This is a genomic window from Streptomyces sp. NPDC093261 (genome assembly GCF_044753645.1).
Classification (GTDB): Bacteria; Actinomycetota; Actinomycetes; order Streptomycetales; family Streptomycetaceae; genus Streptomyces.
Genome location: NZ_JBIVNO010000004.1, coordinates 215,625 through 230,997, shown reverse-complemented (window position 1 = coordinate 230,997; position 15,373 = coordinate 215,625). Strand labels below are relative to the sequence as shown.

Annotated in this window: 10 protein-coding genes and 2 pseudogenes; 9 read left to right on the top strand and 3 right to left on the bottom strand. The window is 73.5% G+C overall.

The window, feature by feature from the left end:
* Nucleotides 1–12 precede the first annotated feature (12 nt).
* From ACIP94_RS12640 to ACIP94_RS12630, 3 genes are all read left to right on the top strand, one after another.
* Nucleotides 13–636 (top strand): PDZ domain-containing protein, encoded by a 624-nt coding sequence (locus ACIP94_RS12640; RefSeq protein WP_402423559.1) that lies wholly within the window; start codon nucleotides 13–15, stop codon nucleotides 634–636.
* 167 nt (nucleotides 637–803) lie between these two features.
* Entirely contained in the window at nucleotides 804–1,949 is a 1,146-nt protein-coding gene (locus tag ACIP94_RS12635; protein ID WP_402423557.1) for a M24 family metallopeptidase, read from the top strand.
* 101 nt (nucleotides 1,950–2,050) lie between these two features.
* Complete coding sequence (locus ACIP94_RS12630) at nucleotides 2,051–2,974, top strand: phosphotransferase family protein (RefSeq protein ID WP_402423554.1); 924 nt, start codon at nucleotides 2,051–2,053, stop codon at nucleotides 2,972–2,974.
* Between the two features lie 302 nt (nucleotides 2,975–3,276).
* Here ACIP94_RS12630 and treZ read toward each other — a convergent pair whose 3' ends face one another.
* Nucleotides 3,277–5,022: a malto-oligosyltrehalose trehalohydrolase gene (gene treZ, locus ACIP94_RS12625; RefSeq protein ID WP_402423551.1), complete on the bottom strand. Its 1,746-nt coding sequence runs from the start codon at nucleotides 5,020–5,022 to the stop codon at nucleotides 3,277–3,279.
* Between the two features lie 172 nt (nucleotides 5,023–5,194).
* Between treZ and ACIP94_RS12620 the strand changes: the two genes are divergently transcribed.
* From ACIP94_RS12620 to ACIP94_RS12610, 3 genes are all read left to right on the top strand, one after another.
* Complete coding sequence (locus ACIP94_RS12620) at nucleotides 5,195–5,746, top strand: FHA domain-containing protein (protein WP_402423548.1); 552 nt, start codon at nucleotides 5,195–5,197, stop codon at nucleotides 5,744–5,746.
* 207 nt (nucleotides 5,747–5,953) lie between these two features.
* Nucleotides 5,954–7,273: a M14 family zinc carboxypeptidase gene (locus ACIP94_RS12615; protein WP_402423545.1), complete on the top strand. Its 1,320-nt coding sequence runs from the start codon at nucleotides 5,954–5,956 to the stop codon at nucleotides 7,271–7,273.
* A complete protein-coding gene (locus ACIP94_RS12610) occupies nucleotides 7,270–7,776 on the top strand; it encodes an SSI family serine proteinase inhibitor (protein WP_402423542.1) in 507 nt (168 codons plus the stop codon). The genes ACIP94_RS12615 and ACIP94_RS12610 overlap by 4 nt, the downstream gene beginning before the upstream one ends.
* A 104-nt stretch (nucleotides 7,777–7,880) precedes the next feature.
* Here the strand turns inward: ACIP94_RS12610 and treY are convergent, their stop codons facing one another.
* Together treY and glgX are read right to left on the bottom strand one after the other, a co-directional pair.
* Nucleotides 7,881–10,232 carry a malto-oligosyltrehalose synthase gene (treY, locus tag ACIP94_RS12605; protein ID WP_402423538.1) on the bottom strand — a complete coding sequence of 784 codons (2,352 nt, stop codon included), beginning with the start codon at nucleotides 10,230–10,232 and terminating at the stop codon, nucleotides 7,881–7,883.
* Nucleotides 10,233–10,301: 69 nt separating this feature from the next.
* On the bottom strand, nucleotides 10,302–12,413 hold the full coding sequence (glgX, locus tag ACIP94_RS12600; RefSeq protein WP_402423535.1) for a glycogen debranching protein GlgX: 2,112 nt from the start codon (nucleotides 12,411–12,413) through the stop codon (nucleotides 10,302–10,304).
* Nucleotides 12,414–12,702: 289 nt separating this feature from the next.
* On the opposite strand from glgX, the pseudogene ACIP94_RS12595 reads away from it, so the two are divergent.
* From ACIP94_RS12595 to ACIP94_RS12585, 3 genes and pseudogenes are all read left to right on the top strand, one after another.
* Nucleotides 12,703–12,897, top strand: a pseudogene (locus ACIP94_RS12595) (Tat pathway signal sequence domain protein); the annotation flags it as partial.
* A 286-nt stretch (nucleotides 12,898–13,183) separates the two neighbouring features.
* Nucleotides 13,184–13,955: pseudogene (locus ACIP94_RS12590) on the top strand (copper amine oxidase); the annotation flags it as partial.
* Between the two features lie 115 nt (nucleotides 13,956–14,070).
* Nucleotides 14,071–15,309 carry an SAV2148 family HEPN domain-containing protein gene (locus ACIP94_RS12585; RefSeq protein ID WP_402423533.1) on the top strand — a complete coding sequence of 413 codons (1,239 nt, stop codon included), beginning with the start codon at nucleotides 14,071–14,073 and terminating at the stop codon, nucleotides 15,307–15,309.
* Nucleotides 15,310–15,373: the final 64 nt, after the last annotated feature.

Sequence of the window (15,373 nt, the reverse complement as noted above, 5' to 3'; positions counted from 1 at the left end):
GGGAGACGATCCATGGACCAGGGCGCGTCGCGCCCCGACGCGGTGCCCGGCCGGGAGAGCGGCGAGGGGCGGCCGTCCGGGCCCGCACGGCGCCCGCACGCCCCCGCGCGCCGGGGAGGACGCCTGACCACCCTGCTGTGCGTCCTGGTCGTCGGGATGTTCATGGTGCTGTCCGGGGTGGGGCTCGGCACGGTGGGCGCCACGGTGACCGGCATGAGCAGGCTCGCGCAGGTGAAGCGGCATGCGGCGGCGTCCGGGCGGATCACCCCCTCGGTCTCCGGCGGCCGGTCGCCAGGCACCGGGCGCACCCCGGCGCACACCACCTCCGCCGCGGCCCGCGGGGGCGGCCCGGGTCCCGCGCCTGCGCCCTCCCGGCCCTCGCTCGGCATCGAGGCCGTCGACGCCGCATCCGGCGGCGCTCTGCTGGTCGGCGTGCATGTCCCGGGCCCGGGCCACACGGCGGGTCTCGTCCGCGGCGACGTCCTGCTCGCCCTCGACGAGACGCGCCTCGGCTCGGCCGCCGACCTCGCGAGGGCGATCGCCGCCGTCCGCCCCGGCACCGCCGTCACCCTCACCGTCCGCCATGCCGACGGCACCCATGCGCTCCTGACCGCGACACCCGGCGTTCCCATGTGAGCCGTACCGCCGCGGTCGTCCACCGATCGTCGCGGTACCCCGCTGCGGCCGGTCCGCCCGTCGAACAGGACGGCCGCCATGGTCGCGATGGGCTCGCATCCGTCCCGGTGGAAGGGCAGGATGCTGCCCGTAGACCCTGGGAGAATCCGGACCCGCGGAGGACAAGGATGACCGGCACGCCCGCGCAGCCCGACCAAGGCGGCCCCGCGCCCTTCACCGCCGACGACTACGCGGCCCGTATGCGGCGCGCCGCGCAGGCCGCCGACGCGGCCGGGCTCGCCGGGTTGCTGATCGCGCCCGGACCCGACCTGGTGTGGCTGACCGGGTACCGGCCGGTGGAGACCGAACGCCTCACCCTGCTGGTGCTGCGGGCCGGGCACGACCCCGTTCTCGTCGTGCCCACCCTGGAGGCGCCCGACGCGGCGAAGGCGGCCGGCGCGCCCGCGCTGACACTGCGCGACTGGACCGACGGCAAGGACCCGTACGAGGCCGCCGCCGCCCTGCTGCGGCCGGACGGCCGGTACGGCATCAGCGACAACGCCTGGGCCCTGCACCTGCTCGGCCTGCGCGAGCGCCTCCCGGACGCCGGGCACATCGCCCTCACCCGCGCCCTGCCGATGCTGCGGGCCGTCAAGGACGCCGCGGAACTCGACCGGCTGGCGGCCGCCGGGGCCGCCGCGGACGCGACCTACGAGGAGATCAGGAAGGTCCCCTTCGCGGGGCGCCGGGAGCGGGAGGTCGCCGCGGATCTCGCGGACCTGCTGCGGCGGTTCGGGCACAGCCAGGTCGACTTCACCATCGTCGCCTCCGGCCCCAACGGCGCCAATCCGCACCACGAGGCCGGTGAGCGCGTCATCGAGCGCGGCGACATGGTCGTCCTCGACTTCGGCGGCCTCAAGCACGGCTACGGCTCGGACACCTCCCGCACCGTCCACGTGGGCGAACCGACCGACGAGGAGCGCAGGGTGCACGATCTGGTGCGCGCGGCCCAGGAGGCGGGCTTCCGCGCGGTCCGGCCGGGCGCCGCCTGCCAGGACGTGGACCGTGCGGCTCGCGCGGTCATCGCCGACGCCGGGTACGGCGAGTACTTCATCCACCGCACCGGGCACGGCATCGGCGTCACCACACACGAGCCGCCGTACATGATCGAAGGCGAGGAGCAGCCCCTCGTCCCCGGCATGTGCTTCTCCGTGGAGCCCGGTGTCTATCTGCCCGGCCGCTTCGGCGTCCGGATCGAGGACATCGTGACGGTGACCGAGAACGGCGGTCGCCGCCTCAACGACACCTCCCGGGAGATGGCGGTGGTCGACTGAGCGGGCAGGGGCCGGCCGCGCCGCGACCGCGCGGCACACACGGCTCGCCGCCCCGGCACCAGGAGCCCCCAGCACGCCCCCGAGACGACAACGGCGCGATCATGACCCAGGCACCGACACCGACGGCGGAGACCGTTCGCCGACTGGTCCGCTCCCTGCTTCCCGACCAGGGCGGCCCCGAGGTGACGCCGGCCGCCGAGAGCCCGGGACACTCCACCTGGTGGGTCGGCACCCGCCATGTGCTGCGGCTGGCCACCGACCGGGACGCCTCCGCGCGCCAGCGTCGCGAACTGCGGCTGCGCGCCCTGGTGCGGCCGCACGCCGGGGTCGCGGTGCCGACGAGTGTCGCGCACGGAGAGTGGGCCGCCGGCCTCGGCTACACCCTCGACACCCGGCTGCCGGGCACCACCGGTGAGGGACCGGCCGTCTCCGCGCTCGGCGAGGCGGACCTCGCGACGCTGCTCACCGGGTTGCGCGAGGTGCCGGTGCGTCAGGCCGAGTCGCTCGGCGTGCCCCGGGTGCCGCCCCGCTCCCTGGAGGCGCTCCGGGGCGCCGCGGCGGGCGCCGCCGGCCGCCTCGCCGAGGACGACGAGTTCGACCCCGCGCGACTCGCCCAGCTCACCGCGGCCGCCGGCCGCCAGCTCGTCCCCCAGCCCGGCGCCGCCGTCCTGGTCCACCACAACCTCCGCGGCGACCACCTCGTGGTGAGCGGCGACGGGCGGGTGCGCGGCGTCCTCGGCTGGACCGAGGCGGTCGTCGGCGACCCGGCCGAGGACATCGCCTCCCTCGCGGTCGCCGCCGGCGCCCCCGCGGCGGTGCGCGCGGCGACCCTGGCGGGCTACGGTGCCCGCCCCTGTCTGCGTGGCCTGTGGCTGGCCCGCTGCGACACGCTGACCCGCCTCGCCGACGGGCTCGACGGCCGCGACCCCACCCCGCCGCCCGTGCTGCGCTCCCGGCTGCGACGCGCATGGGAGGCGATCCTGTTGGAGCGGGTCACCGAACTGCCGGACGATGAGACCCCGTAGGGGGCGCCCCGTACCGGCGGTCCGCCGGCACCGGCGGTCGGTCCCGCATCGGCGGTCGGTCCGGTACCGGCAGTTGGTCCGGTACCGGCGGTCCGACCAGCATCGGCGGTCCGTCGGGCACGGGCCGTCGGTCCGGTTACCGGCGGTCCGTCCGCCATCGGCCGTCGGTTCCGTACCGGCGGTCCGTCCCACATCGGCGGTCCGTCCGGCATCAGCCCTCCGTCCCGCACCGGCCGTCCGTCCCGCACCGGCCGTCCGTCCCGCACCGGCCGTCCGTCCCGCACCGGGCCCCCGACGCCTCGTCACCCCTGGGTCAGCACCACGCACGACTCGCCCGGCAGTTGCAGCACCCCCTCCTCGTCCGGCGGCTGCACGGGCTCCCACGCGGCCAGTAGGCGCGCGTGCGGGAGACCGAGGCGGATCCGCGCGGGTTCCTTGGCGAGGTTCACGGCGACCCGTACATCGCCGCGGCGGAAGGCGAACCAGCGCGCGTCCTCGTCGTAGGCGACCTTCACGCCCTCGAGGTCGGGGTCCACGAGGTCGGGCCGGTCGCGGCGGAGCGCGATCAGCTCGCGGTACCAGGCCAGCACGCGCGCGTGGGGGTCGCTCTCCGGCTCGGACCAGTCGAGGCAGGAGCGGTCGCGGGTCGCCGGGTCCTGCGGATCCGGCACGTCCTCCTCCGCCCAGCCGTGCGCCGCGAACTCCCGGCGCCTGCCCCGTCGTACGGCCTCGGCCAGTTCGGGATCGGTGTGGTCGGTGAAGAACTGCCAGGGCGTTCCCGCGGCCCACTCCTCGCCCATGAACAGCATCGGGGTGAACGGGGCGGTGAGCACCAGGGTCGCCGCGCACGCCAGCAGCCCGGGGGAGAGGGACGCCGAGAGCCGGTCCCCGAGGGCGCGGTTGCCGACCTGGTCGTGGGTCTGGGCGTAGCCGAGCAGACGGTGGGCGGAGACACGCGTACGGTCCAGGGGGCGTCCGTGCCGCCGGCCACGGAACGTCGAGTAGGTGCCATCGTGGAAGAAGCCGCCCGTCAGGGTCTTGGCGAGGGCTGCGAGGGGCGCCCGGGCGAAGTCCTCGTAGTAGCCCTGGGACTCCCCGGTCAGCGCGGTGTGCAGCGCGTGATGGAAGTCGTCGTTCCACTGGGCGTGCAGCCCGAGCCCGTGCTGCGTGCGTGGGGTGATGACCCGAGGGTCCCCGAGGTCCGACTCGGCGACCAGGAAGAGCGGCCGGCCGGTCTCGTCGGCCAGCGCGTCCACCGCCGACGACAACTCCTCCAGGAAGTGCAGCGCGCGGGTGTCGTGGAGCGCGTGCACCGCGTCCAGGCGCAGCCCGTCGAGCCGGTAGTCGCGCAGCCAGGCCAGCGCGCTGCCGATCAGATACGCGCGCACCTCGTCCGAGCCCGGCCCGTCCAGGTTCACCGCGGCGCCCCAGGGCGTGTGGTACGTCTCCGTGAAGTACGGGCCGAACACGGGAAGATGGTTGCCGGAAGGGCCGAGGTGGTTGTGGACCACATCCAGCACGACCCCGAGGCCCCGTTCGTGGGCCCGGTCGACGAACCGTTTCAGCGCCTCGGGCCCGCCGTACGGCTCGTGCACCGCCCAGAGGCTGACGCCCTCGTACCCCCAGCCGTGCCGTCCCGGGAACGGGCACAGCGGCATCAACTCGACATGGGTGACGCCCAGTTCCACGAGATGGTCCAGCCGCCGCGCCGCCGCGTCCAGCGTGCCCTCGGGGGTGTACGTCCCCACATGCAGCTCGTACAGCACCGCACCGGACAGCCCGCGCCCCGCCCACCGGGTGCGCCAGTCGTACCGCCCCTGGTCGACCACCGCGCTCAGCCCGTCCGGGCCGTCCGGCTGGCGGCGCGACCGAGGATCGGGCAGCACCGGGCCGTCGTCCACCGCGAACCCGTACCGGGCGCCGTCCCCGGCCTCCGTCTCACCGGTCCACCACCCCGAGCGCTCCGAATCGCGCTCCAACGCGCGCGTGGTGCCCTCGCAATGGAGCGTCACCCGGGCTGCCTGTGGTGCCCACACCTCGAACTGCACGGACGGTTCCCCCTCGTCTGCTCATCGTGATGTAGCCCGTCCATGGTGCTTCATACGAGATCAATCGGCCGCCGGATCCACTCTTTTGACACGCCCGAAGGACCCCGACGGCGTCGGCGGTCGTTTTGTCGTTTCCTGGACAGTGCTTGCCGACTGACCGACAATCTCCTCCGTGACGTCGTCTTTCGAGTTCCACACGTACCCCGCGCGGCTCTCGGACGCCGAACGCGACAGGGCGCTGAAGGTGCTCAGCGACGGCGTCGCCCTGGGGCGCCTGTCGCACGAGACGTTCCTGCGGCGGATGGAGCTGGCCCTGGCCGCCCGGCAGCCGGAGGAACTGGCCGCGCTCACCGCCGACCTGACCACCGAGAAGCGCTGGTCGCGTCTTGTCTTCGGGACGGTCGAGGCCGTCTCCGGGTTCACCGTGCGGCTGCGCCGGGCCTGGCAGGCCGAGCGGCTGCCGAAGCTGTTGCTGCCGCACCCGGCCAACCCCTATCCGCTGCGGATCGGCCGAGACCCCGCGAGCGGCCTCAGGCTCAGCCATGAGACGGTCTCCCGGGTGCACGCCGAACTCCGGCATCAGGGCGGCCTGTGGGTGCTGCGCGACCTCGGCTCGACCAACGGCACCACCGTCAACGGCCGCCGGGTGATCGGCGCCGCCGTCGTCCGGGACGGGGACCAGGTGAGCTTCGGGTCCATGACCTTCCGGCTGGCCGCTGGGTAGCGGGCCGCCCGGGCGCACCGGAGCGCGCCGGTCCGGCCCGTTCCGCCGTCGGAGTGCCGTCCCGCCCCCGCCCCGTCCGCCTCCCCGCCGCGGTGTTGACGTAGCTCCCGGGCCGTGACTGACTGTGCGTACGCCGTGCACATCAGGTGAACCGACGGCACCGCACAGTGGAGGTGTGCCCTGTCGCCACTCCTCCGCTACCCCACCGTGGACGAACTCGGCGCGCACGCGGCGGCGCTTGTCGCCCGCCGCCCAGGCGACGCCCGGCTGCGCCGCATCGGCACGTCCCGGGGCGGCACACCCCTGTGGCTGCTCTCCGTCGGCCACGGCGACCGCCACGCCCTCGTCGTCGCCGGACCCCACGCCAACGAACCCGTCGGCGGAGTCACCGTCCTGCGCCTGGCCGAGCGGGTGCTCGCCGACCCCCGCCTGGGCGCCGGCACGACCTGGAACCTGCTGCTCTGCCTCGACCCCGACGGCGCGCGCCGCAACGAGGGCTGGCTGTCGGGCCCGTACACCCTCGGCCGGTACTTCCGGAACTTCTTCCGGCCCGGTTTCCTGGAGCAGCCCGAGTGGCTGCCCGACGGCGCGGAGCGCGCCGCCCTGCCCGAGACCCGCGCCCTGCTCGCCCTGCAGGACGAGTTGCGGCCCTTCTTCCAGTGCTCCCTGCACGGGGTCGACGTCGGCGGCGGCTTCGTCGAGCTGACCCGCGACCTGCCGGGCATGGCCCAGCGAGTCGCCCAGTCCGCGGCCCGGCTCGGCATCCCGCGCGAACTCGGCCCCTACGACACCCTGTACTGGCCGACCCTCGGGCCCGCCGTGTACCGCATCCCGCCGCCCCGGCGCGGCGACCTGGCCGCCGCGATCACGGAGGCCGCGGTCGAGTCGACCTGGTTCCACCCGCACCGCTACGGCACCGTGACGGCGGTCGTGGAGGCTCCCATGTGGGGGGTGAGGGCCGTGGAGGACGCCTCGCGGCCCCCGGACCCCGAGTCGGTGCTGCGCGCCGTCAGCGCCACCCTGCGCCATGACACCCGGCTGCTCGCGGGACTCCTGGACCGTATCCGCCCCCGGCTGGCCGTCGTCCCGGACGCCGCCCGGCTGCTCGCCCCGGTCGACGACTATTTACTGGTCGGCCCCGGACTCGCCGACTCCTGGGACCCGGACGTCTACGGCGCCGGTCAGCGGCCCCTGCCCCCGCTCGACACCGCCCGGCTGACCGCCCTCGGCATCTCCGGGCGCCGTGTCGCGCTGCGCACCGCCGGGCTGCTCCAGCAGCTCGCCCGGGCCGCCGGGCGCGAGGCGGCCGGGGTGCTGCCGGAACTCGACCGGCTCATCGACGACTGGTGCGCCGACTACCGTGACGGCTACGGGGCGCGCTGGATCCCGGTCGCCCGCCAGGCCGAGTACCAGGCGCGCGTGGTGCTCGCCGCCGTCGAGCTGGCCGGCCGGGAGGCGCCCGTGCGCTCCCATTCGGGTGAGTCCGGCTGGGGCCCGGAGGCCGCGGTGCCGATGCATACGGAATGACGACCAAGACCACCCTGGCCGTGGGCGGCGCCCTGATCGCCGCGGCCGCCCTGCTCCCCATGACCCCGGCGCAGGCCGCGCCCCGGCCGGCCGTCGCCGGCAACTGGCTCTATCTGACCGTCACCAACGGCGACGACCGGTCCCGGGACATCAGCGGCACGCTGCTGCTGTGCGACCCGCCCCGGGGCCACTCCCAGGCCGCCGAGGCCTGCGCGGAACTCGACGCGGCCGACGGGGACATCGGCCGCATCCCGCCGGACGACTCGCTCTGCCCGATGCTCTACAGCCCCGTCAGCGTGTCCGCGCGCGGCGAGTGGGACGGCCGTCCGGTGGAGTACAGCCACACCTTCTCCAACGCGTGCGAGCTACAGGCGCGCACCGGGGCGGTGTTCGCGCTGGCGGACCGGTCGGTTCCGGGCGTACGGCACCGGACGGTCCCGGGCGTACGGCACCGGACGGTCCCGGGCGTACGGCACCGGACGGTCCCGGGTGTACGGCACTGAGCCGCGCCCCGCGCGCGTGCCTGGCGTCCAGCACGGCACGCGCGCGGGCTGACGCCTGCCCCCCTTGCGGCCCCGGCCCGCCCCCGCTTCCGGCGACGGGCCCCTCACTCCCCGGCGACCCGCTCCAGCAGCGCCACCGGCAACCGCGCGAAAAGGTCCTCCACACGCGTGTGCCCCTCGAACCGGCGCTCGGGGGCCAGTACGTCCGTCCACCGGCCGGGCGGCAGCGCGAGGGACGTGTCGCGCCAGCCGCCGCTCTCCGCGAGTCGCAGCGACAGCCGGGTGACCGCCGTCAGCACCTCCCCCGACCGTACGAAGGCCACGCAGTGCGCGGCGGCCGGACCCTCGGCCCCGAGCGGTGTGTACGTTCCCGACGCCCCGAAGACCTCCGGGCGCCGTGCGCGCAGCCGCAGCGCGGTCACGGTGAGGTCCGCCTTCCCCGAGGGCGCCTCCCGCGGCGCGAACGGCCGCCGGTTGTCCGGGTCGACCAGCGCCCGGTACTCACCCTCCGTGCCCTGGTAGACGTCCGGCACGCCCGGCATCGTCAGGTGGACCAGCGCGGCCCCGAGGGCGTTCGCCCGGATATGCGGCGCGAGCGCGTCCCGCAGTCGCGTCACAAGCCGGCCCGGGGCCCCGCACGGCCCCTGACCGACGAACGCCGCCACGGCCTCCTCGTAGGCCGGATCCTGCTCGGTCCATGTCGTGTGCAGCCCCGCCTCCCGTACGTGCTTGAGCAGGGCCCCGCCCAGACGCTCCCGATCGGCCCGCCCGAGCCCGAAGAGCGTCTGCCAGGCGACCCACGCCAGGTGCGGGTCGGGCCCGGGGTCGCCCGCGCGGGTCACCTCGGCCAGCACGTCGGCCCAGCGCTCCGGGCACTGGCTGAGCACCGAGACGGCGGCCCGCACATCCGCGCTGCGCTTGGTGTCGTGCGTCGACAGCACCGTCCCGGTGGCGGGCCAGTCGCGCTGCACGCGCCCGCAGTAGGCGTGGAAGTCCTCCGGAGCTACGGCCGGGACGCCGGGGTCGCCGCCCACCTCGTTCGCGGACAGCAGCGGCACATAGCGGTAGAACGCCGTGTCCTCCACGGACTTGGCGCGCAGTGCCGACGCCGTCTGCGCGAACCGGGCCCGGAACTCGGCGTGCAGGGGCCCGTCCCCGGCCCGTCCCAGCGCGAGGTCCCGTACGACGGTCACCGCGTGGGCCTCCTCCGGCACGGTGAAGGCCGCGCGGGCCTCGGCGGCGGCCTCCTCGGTGACGACCGCGGCGGCGTCCTCCGGGGTGTACGGCCGGTACACCTCCAGGCGGACGAGGAGTTCGCGCAGCGCGGAGCGCAGCGCCCAGGGGGCGTGGTCGTGCAGCGCCGGGTCCGGGGAGGCCTCGCACAGGCGGCTCGCCACGCGCGTGAGGCGGTCCACCTCGGCCGCCAGCTCATGGGTGACCACCTGGTGGGCGGCGCGGCGTACGGTGGAGGCCCAGTGCCCGCCGTGGTCGCCCAAGGGGGCCGCGAACCGGCGGTAGTGGCCGAGCAGGTCCGCGGCGCCCGCGGGGTCCGTGAACAGCCCGTCCACCCGCCGCAGGGCGTCGTATCCGGTGGTGCCCGCGACGGGCCAGGCGGCGGGCAGGCGCTCGTTCGCGGCGAGGATCTTCTCCACCACGGTCCACCGCCCGCCGGTGGCCTCGTGCAGCCGGCGCAGATACCCCCCCGGGTCGGCGAGCCCGTCCGGGTGGTCCACGCGCAGCCCGTCGATCACCCCCTCGTCGAGCAGCCGCAGCAGCGTCGCGTGAGTCGCCGTGAAGACCTCCGGGTCCTCCACGCGCACCCCGATCAGCTCGGAGATGGTGAAGAACCGCCGGTAGTTCAGCTCCGTCCGGGCCAGCCGCCACCACACCGGGCGGTACCACTGCGCGTCGAGCAGCTGCGGCAGCGGCAGGTTCCCGGTGCCCTCGCGCAGCGGGAACACGTGGTCCCGGTAGCGCAGCACGTCCCCGTCGACCTTGAGCTGCCCGATCTCCTCGCCGAGCCGGCGCCCGAGCACGGGCAGCAGCACCTGCCCGCCCCGTGCCTCCCAGTCGATGTCGAACCAGCGTGCGTACGGCGACTCGGGCCCCTCGCGCAGCACCTCCCACAGGGGACGGTTGTGGCGTGGGGCGGCGGCCATGTGGTTGGGCACGATGTCCACGACCAGGCCCAGCCCGTGTTCCCGGGCGGTACGGGCCAGGGCGCGCAGCCCTGCCTCGCCGCCGAGTTCCTCCCGTACGCGCGCGTGGTCGACGACGTCGTAGCCGTGCGCCGACCCGGGGACGGCCTCCAGGACGGGAGACAGATGCAGATGCGAGACGCCGAGTGCGGCCAGGTACGGCACGGCCGCCTCGGCCGCGCCGAACGGGAACTCCGGCTGGAGCTGGAGCCGGTAGGTGGCGGTGGGCACCGGCGGGGCGGGACGCTCAGGTGTCATGGAGACCTACGTACCCGCCCCGACGGCTTTCGTGCCGGGAACGCGCCGTCGGGTGCCGTCCGGCCTCCCCTAGGCGGGCCGGTGGAGCACCACCAGGCTCCGGTCCACCAGTGTCAGCAGCCCCCCCGCCGCGATCTTGTCACCGGTGCCCGGCGTCACCCCCTCGGGGACGGAGGTGTCGACGACCACCTGCCACTGGCGCCCGTGGTCGACGGGCACCACGAACTCCAGCGGCTTCGGCGAGGCGTTGAACATCAGCAGGAAGGAGTCGTCGGTGATCCGCTCGCCGCGCGGGCCGGGCTCGGAGATCGCGTTGCCGTTCAGGAACACGGTCAGCGCGCCCGCCTGCGCCGACGTCCAGTCCCGCTGGGTCATCTCCTGGCCCTGCGGGGTGAACCAGGCGATGTCGGACAGCTCGTCGTGCGTGCCCTGCACCGGGCGGCCGTGGAAGAAGCGCCGCCGGCGGAAGACCGGGTGGTCCCGGCGCAGCCACACCATCGCGCGCGTGAACGCCGGCAGCTCCCCGCCGTCGTCCTCGGGCCACTCCACCCAGGACAGCTCGTTGTCCTGGCAGTAGGCGTTGTTGTTGCCCTGCTGGGTCCGGGCGAACTCGTCGCCGTGGCTGAGCATCGGCACGCCCTGGGAGAGCATCAGCGTGGCGATGAAGTTCCGCATCTGCCGGCCCCGCAGCTCGAGCACCGCCGGGTCGTCGGTCTCACCCTCGGCCCCGCAGTTCCAGGAGCGGTTGTAGCTCTCCCCGTCGCGGTTGTCCTCGCCGTTGGCCTCATTGTGCTTGTCGTTGTAGGCGACGAGGTCGTGCAGCGTGAAGCCGTCGTGACAGGTCACGAAGTTGATCGAGGCGAGCGGCCGGCGGCCGTCGTCCTGGTAGAGGTCCGAGGAGCCGGTCAGCCGGGAGGCGAACTCCGCGAGCGTGCGGGGCTCGCCGCGCCACAGGTCCCGTACGGTGTCGCGGTACTTGCCGTTCCACTCCGTCCACAGCGCCGGGAAGTTGCCCACCTGGTAGCCGCCCTCGCCCACGTCCCAGGGCTCGGCGATCAGCTTCACCTGGGAGACCACGGGGTCCTGCTGGACCAGATCGAAGAACGACGACAGCCGGTCGACCTCGTGGAACTGCCGGGCGAGCGTCGCCGCGAGGTCGAAGCGGAAGCCGTCCACATGCATCTCGGTCACCCAGTAGCGCAGCGAGTCCATGATCAGTTGCAGCACGTGCGGGGAGCGCATCAGCAGGGAGTTGCCGGTCCCGGTCGTGTCCATGTAGTAGCGCGGGTCGTCCGTCAGCCGGTAGTACGAGGGGTTGTCGATGCCCCTGAAGGAGAGCGTGGGGCCGAGGTGGTTGCCCTCGGCGGTGTGGTTGTAGACGACGTCGAGGATGACCTCGATCCCGGCCTCGTGCAGCGCGCGGACGGCCGACTTGAACTCCAGCACCTGCTGGCCGCGGTCGCCCCAGGAGGCGTAGGCGTTGTGCGGGGCGAAGAAGCCGATGGTGTTGTAGCCCCAGTAGTTGGCGAGGCCCATGTCCACCAGACGGTGGTCATTGACGAACTGGTGTACGGGCATCAGCTCCAGTGCGGTGATACCCAACTCGGTCAGGTGTTCGATGATGGCCGGGTGGGCGAGGGCCGCATAGGTGCCGCGCAGTTCGTCGGGCAGCGCCGGGTGGCGCATCGTCAGGCCCTTCACATGGGCCTCGTAGATCACCGTGCGGTGGTACTCGGTGTGCGGCCGGCGGTCGTCGCCCCAGTCGAAGTAGGGGTTGATCACCACGGACGCCATGGTGTGGGGCGCCGAGTCGAGGTCGTTGCGCTTGTCGGGGGAGCCGAAGGGGTAGCCGTACACCTCCTCGCCCCATGTCACGGTGCCGCTGACGGCACGCGCGTACGGGTCGAGCAGCAGCTTCGCCGAGTTGCAGCGCAGCCCGCGCTCGGGGGCGTACGGGCCGTGCACCCGGAACCCGTACCGCTGCCCGGGCATCACTCCGGGCAGATACGCGTGCCGCACGAACGCGTCGGTCTCCCGCAGCTCCACCGCCGTCTCCGAACCGTCGTCGTGCAGCAGACACAGCTCGATCCGGTCGGCGGTCTCCGAGAAGACCGCGAAGTTGGTCCCTGCGCCGTCGTAGGTGGCGCCGAGCGGATATGCTTCTCCAGGCCAGACCTGCATGGATACGACTCTCCCAGTTGTCCTGGCCCCAAGGGGCGCCCTGAGGGCGAGTCTTCCCCGAAAGTCGGGGAACCCCCCATGACTTACATCCCTCTTAACAGCCGACCAGTGCATACGTGTCAGGGCGCAGCCACCCGTGCGACCGCGTATGCCGAACCAGTGGGGCTCGATCCACTCCCGTGACGCAGGGGGAGTGGGGGGAGACGTGCGCAAGATGGTGCGCCGCCATCTGGGCAAGGTGGTGGCGGGTGCGGCCATCGCGGTGACGGGGACCGCCGTGATGGCCGGGATCACCTCCCCCGGTCAGCTGATGCTCACCGGCATCGTCCACCGGGCGGTCCCGGGAGCCCAGCCGGCCGTCCTCGACCAGTGTGGCCTCCACCGCTGTGTGCGGCTCTTCCCGAAGATCCCGAACGGTGCCTGGGTCGACAGCCGTTCCTTCGTGGTCGACCTGAGCGCCCGGAAGGTCGGCAGGCTCGGCTGAGCCACGCGCCGGCGCGCGCCGAACGGAGCGCTTCCGCGGACCGCGGGCGTCCCGTCTCGCCTTTCTCGTCTCTCATCTTCCCGCTTTGTCCTTCTCGCCTTGTGCGATGTGTGCAAGAGGAGTCTCTTCGTCATGCGCGTGAACAGAAACAGCCGCGCCCGCAGGCGGGCCCTGACCGGCCTCCTCGCGGCCGGGCTCGCCTTCGGGGATACGGCGGCCGCACCGGCCGTCGCCCAGCCGGCCGCCGAGTGCACGCGGCGTACCGGATCGAGCAGAAGCTCTCCACCAGGGCAAGGACCTGTTGGTCTACACCGTCAACAAGGTCGGCTGGTACGAGTACATCACCGAGTGGCGCTTCCAGGACGACGGCACGATCAACATGAACGTCGGCGCGACCGGCAGCCTCTCGCCGTACGACTACGACGCGGGCGACGGCCGCGGCTGGCCGATCGGCAAGGGCGCCCGGGCCTACGCCACCAGCCACAGCCACAACGTCTTCCGGCGGCTCGACTTCGGCCTCGACGGCTCGTCCGAGAGCCGCATCGAGCAGTACGACTCCCAGGTCAGCCCGCCGTCCCGCGGTGCCCAGGCGCCGACCGACAAGACCACGCGCACGAGGGTGGCCAAAGAAGCGGGCGACGCCGCGAACATGCGCTGGTGGCGGTCGTCAGCGGCACCGGCAAGAACAGGGACGGCCACGCGCGCTCGTACGAACTCGTCCCGGGCGCCAGCACCAAGTACCTCGGGCACGACTTCACCCGCCACGACGTCTACTTCACCGAGTACGACAAGTGTGAGCGGTCGCCAGCGACAACCTCGGCGACTGCGGCGCCCGGGCGGGCACGTCCCTCGACACATGGGTCAACGGACAGACGCTCACTCACCCGGTGGTGTGGGTGAATGTCGGCTTCCATCACATCGCGCGCGACGAGGATCAGCAGCCCATGCCGGTCCACCGGCAGGGCTTCTCGATCGCTCCGCGCGACGTCACGGCTATGAATCCCCTCACTCCACCGGCCCTCGCGGGCCGGAACGGGCTTGGCCGACCGGGTAGTTGAGAAACGACCCTGTGCATCCGGCTGCATCCCGCCGCTCTCCCGGAGTACTCTTCCTTGATCGTTGGCTGGGGCCTGGCCCCTGAGGAGGCTCGGGGGAGCGGAAGGCGGTGCGCGGGTGGGCTCGGGAGGGCTGGAGCTGCCCCCTGGTGACGAGGGTCACGAGGGGAACTCCACGGATGTCCCGCCCGGGGCGGTGTCCCTGGCACGGCCGATGGAAATGGGGTCCATCGGACCGGAACTGGACTGGAACGCCGAGGCATGGCGTGAGGTACGGACCCGCGCCCAGCGGGCGGGACGCGCCTACATCTGGCTGAATCTGGTCGAACAGCGGCTGCGCGCGGTCGTGGCCGCTGTTCTCCGCCCCATCTACGAGCCCGTCCACGGCGACGACTGGGTGGTCGCCGCGGCGGGGCCGGCCGGCCAGGAGTGGGTGCAGCGCGCGGTCGCGGTACGCGAGGTCAGCCGCCGCAAGGGCTACCTGCTCGACCCCGCCGACGACAACGTGCTCAGCTTCCTGACGCTGCCGCAACTGCGCGAGCTGATGGTGCAGCACTGGCCGTGCTTCGAGCCGTACATAGACGAGCGCCGTGACGTCGAACTCGCCCTGGACGAGCTGGAAGTGACCCGGAACGTGGTCTCGCGCAACCGGGCCCTGTCGGAGACGGTGCTCGCCCAGGCCGAGCGCGCCTCCGCCCGGCTGCTGGAGATCCTCGGCGCGGGCGGCGACGTGCCGTCCGCGCGCAGGCTGCCCGTGGACGCGGTCGAGGACCTGGTGGGTGACCGGTACGCGGATGTGGTCGCCGTCCACCCCGACCGGGTACGGCTGCTGCGGCAGTTCCCCGCCGAGGACATCTTCGGGGGCGCCCGCCGCCTCGACGCCATCGGCATCGGCCTCAACCTGCTCGTGCAGAACTTCTCCGGGCGCCGGCTGCTGCGCCTCGCGGAGGCGGGTGCCCGGGTGCGTCTGCTGTTCCTCAACCCCGCCTCCAGCGCCGTCAAACGGCGGGAGCGGGAACTCGGCATCAGGAAGGGCGAGCTGAGCCGGGCCGTCGAGATGAACATCCTGCACATGCGCCGGGTGCGCGCCCGGCTGCGCGACCCGGGCGCCTTCGAGATCCAGGTCTTCGACGAGACGCCCCGCTTCACCGCGTACCTGGTGGACGGGGACGGCTCCGACGGAATCGCGGTGGTGCAGTCCTATCTGCGGCGCAGCCGGGGCATGGAGGCGCCGGTGCTGGTGCTGCGCAACGGCAACCGGGTCGTGAAGTCGGACGAAACCGTCGAGGGCGGGCTGTTCCCGACCTATCGCGAGGAGTTCGAGCAGGCATGGGCAGATTCGCGCCCCGTGTCCTGAGCTCTCCTGTGGGGGCGTCGGCCGGGGCCGAGCGGAACGCGATCCGGGGATTGTCAGTGGTGGA

Bases quoted from the DNA above. Each gene is read 5' to 3' on its own strand.
- ACIP94_RS12640 (WP_402423559.1), top strand. From the start codon at position 13: ATGGACCAGGGCGCGTCGCGCCCCGACGCGGTGCCCGGCCGGGAGAGC.
- ACIP94_RS12635 (WP_402423557.1), top strand. From the start codon at position 804: ATGACCGGCACGCCCGCGCAGCCCGACCAAGGCGGCCCCGCGCCCTTC.
- ACIP94_RS12630 (WP_402423554.1), top strand. From the start codon at position 2,051: ATGACCCAGGCACCGACACCGACGGCGGAGACCGTTCGCCGACTGGTC.
- ACIP94_RS12610 (WP_402423542.1), top strand. From the start codon at position 7,270: ATGACGACCAAGACCACCCTGGCCGTGGGCGGCGCCCTGATCGCCGCG.
- treY (WP_402423538.1), bottom strand. From the start codon at position 10,232: ATGACACCTGAGCGTCCCGCCCCGCCGGTGCCCACCGCCACCTACCGG.
- glgX (WP_402423535.1), bottom strand. From the start codon at position 12,413: ATGCAGGTCTGGCCTGGAGAAGCATATCCGCTCGGCGCCACCTACGAC.